At 41.0% G+C, this 4907-nt stretch carries 6 protein-coding genes; 3 read left to right on the top strand and 3 right to left on the bottom strand.

Going from position 1 to position 4907, the window contains the following annotated elements; all coding sequences use genetic code 11:
- Positions 1-580: 580 nt before the first annotated feature.
- Together AC1DSB_RS14420 and AC1DSB_RS14415 are read left to right on the top strand one after the other, a co-directional pair.
- A complete protein-coding gene (locus AC1DSB_RS14420) occupies positions 581-985 on the top strand; it encodes a sporulation protein (RefSeq protein ID WP_477531598.1) in 405 nt (134 codons plus the stop codon).
- A 52-nt stretch (positions 986-1037) separates the two neighbouring features.
- Positions 1038-1823, top strand: coding sequence for a TerC family protein (locus AC1DSB_RS14415; protein ID WP_477586957.1), 786 nt, complete (start codon positions 1038-1040; stop codon positions 1821-1823).
- 50 nt (positions 1824-1873) lie between these two features.
- Here AC1DSB_RS14415 and AC1DSB_RS14410 read toward each other — a convergent pair whose 3' ends face one another.
- A complete protein-coding gene (locus AC1DSB_RS14410; RefSeq protein ID WP_477531596.1) occupies positions 1874-2392 on the bottom strand; it encodes a DinB family protein in 519 nt (172 codons plus the stop codon).
- A 195-nt stretch (positions 2393-2587) separates the two neighbouring features.
- Here AC1DSB_RS14410 and AC1DSB_RS14405 point away from each other — a divergent pair, with 195 nt between their 5' ends.
- Entirely contained in the window at positions 2588-3340 is a 753-nt protein-coding gene (locus AC1DSB_RS14405; RefSeq protein ID WP_477531595.1) for a hypothetical protein, read from the top strand.
- 76 nt (positions 3341-3416) lie between these two features.
- Here the strand turns inward: AC1DSB_RS14405 and AC1DSB_RS14400 are convergent, their stop codons facing one another.
- Positions 3417-4232, bottom strand: coding sequence for an MBL fold metallo-hydrolase (locus AC1DSB_RS14400; protein WP_477531594.1), 816 nt, complete (start codon positions 4230-4232; stop codon positions 3417-3419).
- Positions 4229-4907, bottom strand: a 679-nt coding sequence (locus AC1DSB_RS14395; protein ID WP_477586956.1) for a zinc-binding dehydrogenase, incomplete at its 5' end; no start/stop codon positions are given. The genes AC1DSB_RS14400 and AC1DSB_RS14395, both read right to left, overlap by 4 nt.

The following is a 4907-nucleotide window of genomic DNA, read 5'->3' as shown; positions in this document are numbered from 1 at the left end:
GCGCTTACTCGTCGCAAAGATTAGGACCAAATTGCCTTTGGTCCCAATCTTTTCAGCGGGAACAGCACGAGCTGAAGACCCCGCAGGAACGTAGTGACGAGGAGACTGAAGCCGTGCCCGCGAAACGCGTCCGCCGCAATGAAAATCAACATTTTCTTGCATAGGCTCTTTTTCAATTACAGTTATATTCACTCATTTTTTTATTCTGGTTAAATAGTTGATACCTGTTTATTTGATTTTCGTTAATGGACAAGTCTTTAAGTGGCGAATTGTCTATGGAAAAATTAAAGTATTTGACAATTTACCCTTAAATAGAATATATTAATAGTAATTAGTTGAATCGTAACTCCTAAAGGGGAGTAGCTTTTACAGCAAAGTCGTCATTTCGGAGGCCAAAATCTCCCGGCTTTGTTGGCAACGACTTCGTTGTTAGCAAGACCTTTACCAACATTGGTAAAGGTCTTTTATTTTTTCAAAAACCTTTGCCGTTTCCGGTAAAGGTTTTTTTATTTTCATTTTTGGAAACGGACCAATCGAAATGGAGCCTCTCAACTAAATACAAATTACAGGAGGATTTTATATGATACTGAGGAAATACATGGCGTTAGTTGGAATAGGGTCGGCAAAAATTGATTTGATTCTTGAGAAAGATATTTACAGGCCGGGTGAGCTAGTTAAGGGAAATTTCTTGGTAAAAGGAGGTACGATTGAACAACAATTGAAACGAATCGATTGTGATTTGGTGAAGACCTGTGAAGGGGACAAAACCGAAGAAGAAATAATCGATTCCGTAACCATTTTTACCTCAAAGCTGATTGAATCAGATGCCACTAATCAGGTTCCTTTCACATTTAGGCTCCCAAAAACCATGCAGCCAGCTGTCAGTGCATCTTATCGATTCCAGTCCCGACTCGCTTTCAAACAGGGAGTGGAAAGCCTAGACCACGATGTCATACAAGTAATTGCAGTAAATGACTCTGTATAACCTTCGCATTTTGCAAAGATAATTTAATTGAATTCTAAAGGAGGAATCAGTAATGGATATTTCAATCTTGATGGAATATGGATGGGTATTGTTACTACTGATTGGACTCGAAGGATTGCTTGCTGCAGATAACGCGCTAGTTCTAGCAATCATGGTCAAACATTTGCCGGAAGCCGAGAGAAGAAAGGCTTTGTTTTACGGACTCGTTGGAGCGTTCGTTTTCCGCTTCGGTTCATTATTCATCATTTCGTTCCTAGTGGACGTATGGCAAGTGCAGGCAATCGGAGCACTGTACCTGTTATTCATCGCCATTAACCATATCGCACGAAAACTTTACTTTAATAACAATGGCGTACAAAAGGAAGCAAAGGAAAAGAAAAAAGCAGGTTTCTGGGGTACGGTATTCAAAGTGGAATTAGCGGATATTGCATTTGCGGTAGATTCAATTTTGGCGGCAGTAGCTTTAGCTATGACACTTCCAAACACCAATCTTCCTCCAATCGGCGGTATGGACGGCGGTAAGTTCCTTGTCATTTTCGCCGGTGGTCTCATAGGCTTAATCATCATGCGTTTTGCAGCCAACTTCTTCGTCAAGTTGCTTCATTCAAAACCGGGTCTAGAAATCGCAGCGTTTGCGATTGTGGGCTGGGTAGGTGTGAAACTTGCCGTCTTGACGTTGGGACATCCAGACGTTGGCGTTATTTCATATGAATTTGCCCATTCCACAGAGTGGAAGCTGATTTTCTACACTGTGTTGATTGGAATTGCAGCGGCAGGCTGGTTCCTGGCGAAAGAAAAGGATGTAGAAGAACCACAAGAAAAAGATCTTCCACTATAAACAAATTCAAAACGCTTGAATCAATGAGATCCAAGCGTTTTTTTATGAGTTCAACGCTTCAAATATTTTTCCTTGATAATCTTCACATGGTGAAGTTCATGACCTGCAATGATATAGGCCAGTGCTCGGACAGTTATTTCACCGTTGTTTGCGATACCTTTTCTCGGCCACGTGTTTTCATTCAATCCTTTGATTAAACTGACAGTTGAATATCGGACTGCCACCAATTCTTCAAGCAAATCTGATAGGGAGCGGGAATGAAAAGAAGCTTCTCGGACATATTGTTCGTCATCGTAACCAGACAATGGCGTTTGATCGCCTCTAGCTATTCGTAGTAGTCGGTAACTCATAATCCGTTCAGTGTCCGCGATATGACCAATGACTTCTTTCAATGTCCATTTGTTCTCGGCATAGCGATAATTCGCCATAGATACATCAATATCGGAAAGTAGTGCAATTAAGTCCTGTATCTGTGAATTGAGCAAATCCGTAAGTCCCCCCTCAGGCACAAGCCCGATATAGTTTTCGTAATAAGCCGGGTATTCATCACGTAGAGGTTTTTTAAGCATCGTTTTTCTCCTTTGTTCATACTTTTAGTTTTTGAACGTTTGACAATTAACATTCTATTATATATAAGTTAATGGATACATATTCTTTGTACCATATTCACTATTTTCAAGGAAAGTAGCAAAGCTTAAGAGAATTGGAATCGCATTTTTAATAACATGAGGTTTAGAGAAATAAGATGAGAAGGTGGATATGTTATGGAAAACAAATATACATCAGCGGTAATGAAAGCAATCGGAAATTCAGTGGAAAATATTAATGAAATACCAAAAACGGAAGTCATGGATCTTTACTTAAAATCATTTGGTACTGAAGTGAACGGGACAGAAGTACGTGAAGTGGTAGAGGGCGTTTTCGGAATAGATTTGAATTACATTTCAGAAAAAAACTACGGCAATAAAGTGTCCATGTACAACATTTCTGTCATGGAAAGTCTTCGCAGGTCCTTAAATGTAACTGCAGTCTCAACGGAACTGGATGCTGAAATTATGGACATGCCTAAAAATGAAGTCATGGATCGGTACATTGAAGTTCAGGATAAATCTATTACTGGAGCAGAGATAAGAGTATTGATCAATCAGATTTTTGGTGTGAATCTGGATGGAATCTCTGGGTTGGAACATGCGGGAATTTCCATTCGATCTAAAGGGAAATGGGTTCTATCTGGTGACACAAACCTGCTTATCGTCTCTTCCAGTCTCGATGATGTAGAGCTATATGTAGCTCCAACAGAGTTTTTTGAAGAATCTACAGGTTCGAATCAAATACCAGATTCTTTGAAGAACGACCTAACACAGCTCGGATTTTCATATAACGGAGAACTGAATCACTTTATCTATCGCAATCCTACCAATGAATCTGTTCCGGATGCTCTTAAAGGACAGGTAATGGGAATTGTATTAGGAACGATTCAATCCATGAAACAACAAGACGCTAACAAATTAAAGTAATGTAGACGAACTGTTGCATAATCGAAATAAAGAAACCGCTTGGGGTGTAATGAATCCAAGCGGTTTTCTAATGGGATTAAGTATTTTCTTCACGGATAATTTCTACGTTTTTCTGATGGCATTCTTTCGTGAAATTCGATGGGAAAGGCATCTCTTTTTCCAATGCCAGTATGGCTGCTGCATCCTCGCTTTTCACGGCATCAATCAATCTCTCAAGATAATCATGTGCCAGCTCAATTCTTCGTTTTATCTCATTTTCATTTTCAGTAGCTTGTCCATGCCCTGGAACTAGTACTTTAATTTTATGAGAATTCAAAATTGCCTGCGCTTTATGAAGTGTTTCCAGGTATGCATTTGCACTATCGAATAAATAGGGAAGTTCAAAATCGGAAAGATAGTCTCCAGTTATCCAGATGCCCAGGGGCTCGATGACAGTAAATAATCCATCATGCGTGTGTCCGGGGGATAAATAAAAGGTCATCGTTGTATCCCCTAGGACGAGTTGTTGTCCATCCTTTTCAATGACCAAATCAATTGTTGGGAACTCTATAGGATAAGTTCTCTCAACATAATATTCATTATCAAAATGCTGGATTAAATGGAGCTTGTATTGTTTTCTCGGATGTTCCTGCATGCCCATACTACCGATTACTTTGGCATCCGGGAATGCGTGATATCCGATAATGTGATCAAAATCACCATGTGTGAATAACAGATATAAGTCTTTGCCGTTGCGTATGCTTGCCACAAATTCCTGTATCTCCTGAATTTCAAGGGGGAGCCAGGTGGGATCGACAACCAAGATCAAGTCATCCGTCTCAACTACTGAGCTTGTCGTTTTCCATAGCGCGCTCTGAAAAACCGTCAAACCGGCTTTTTGAAAAGTAATCATTCTGATACTCCATTCGAAGGAATCAATAAAATTTTCCCTGTGCTTTTACGGCTTTCCAAGTAGCGATGAGCTTCCTGTCCCTCATGCAAAGCAAACGTGGTCGGCTTCGCTAATTTCACTTTTCCTTCTTCCATCCAGCGGAACAACTCACCTGAACGAGCCACTCGTTCTTCTCTAGAGGTCAAGACATTCCATAAGTCTCCGCCTGTCAGCGTTTTAGATGTATCCATCAACATGCGTGGGTCAATCGAAACCGGGTCACCACCAGCCATTCCATAGAAGACAACCGTACCACCGACTCGAGTTGCCGCAAAACTGTCCATCAATGTAGAACCCACGGACTCATACACGACATCTACACCTTTGCCATTCGTTTCATGAAGAACTGCCGATTTCCAGTCATCCTTGTAAAGAAACACAACATCCGCGCCGGCTACTTTCGCTGCTTCTGCTTTTTCCTCTGAAGATGTCAAACCAATCACTTTTCCACCAAGCAACTTGGCAATCTGAATTAGAAGCTGCCCCACACCGCCAGCAGCCGCGTGTACAAGTACTACATCATTCTTTTTCACTGCATAACTGTCTTGCGTTAAATAATGGGCTGTCAACCCTTGCAACAAGACGGAAGAAGCTTCTTCAAATGAAATGGCTTCCGGTAGGGGGATGGCTTTATCC

The organism is Paenisporosarcina sp. P4_E4_2 (genome assembly GCF_056401595.1).
Note: the sequence above shows the minus strand (reverse complement) of the source record. Positions and strands in the feature narration are given on the sequence as shown.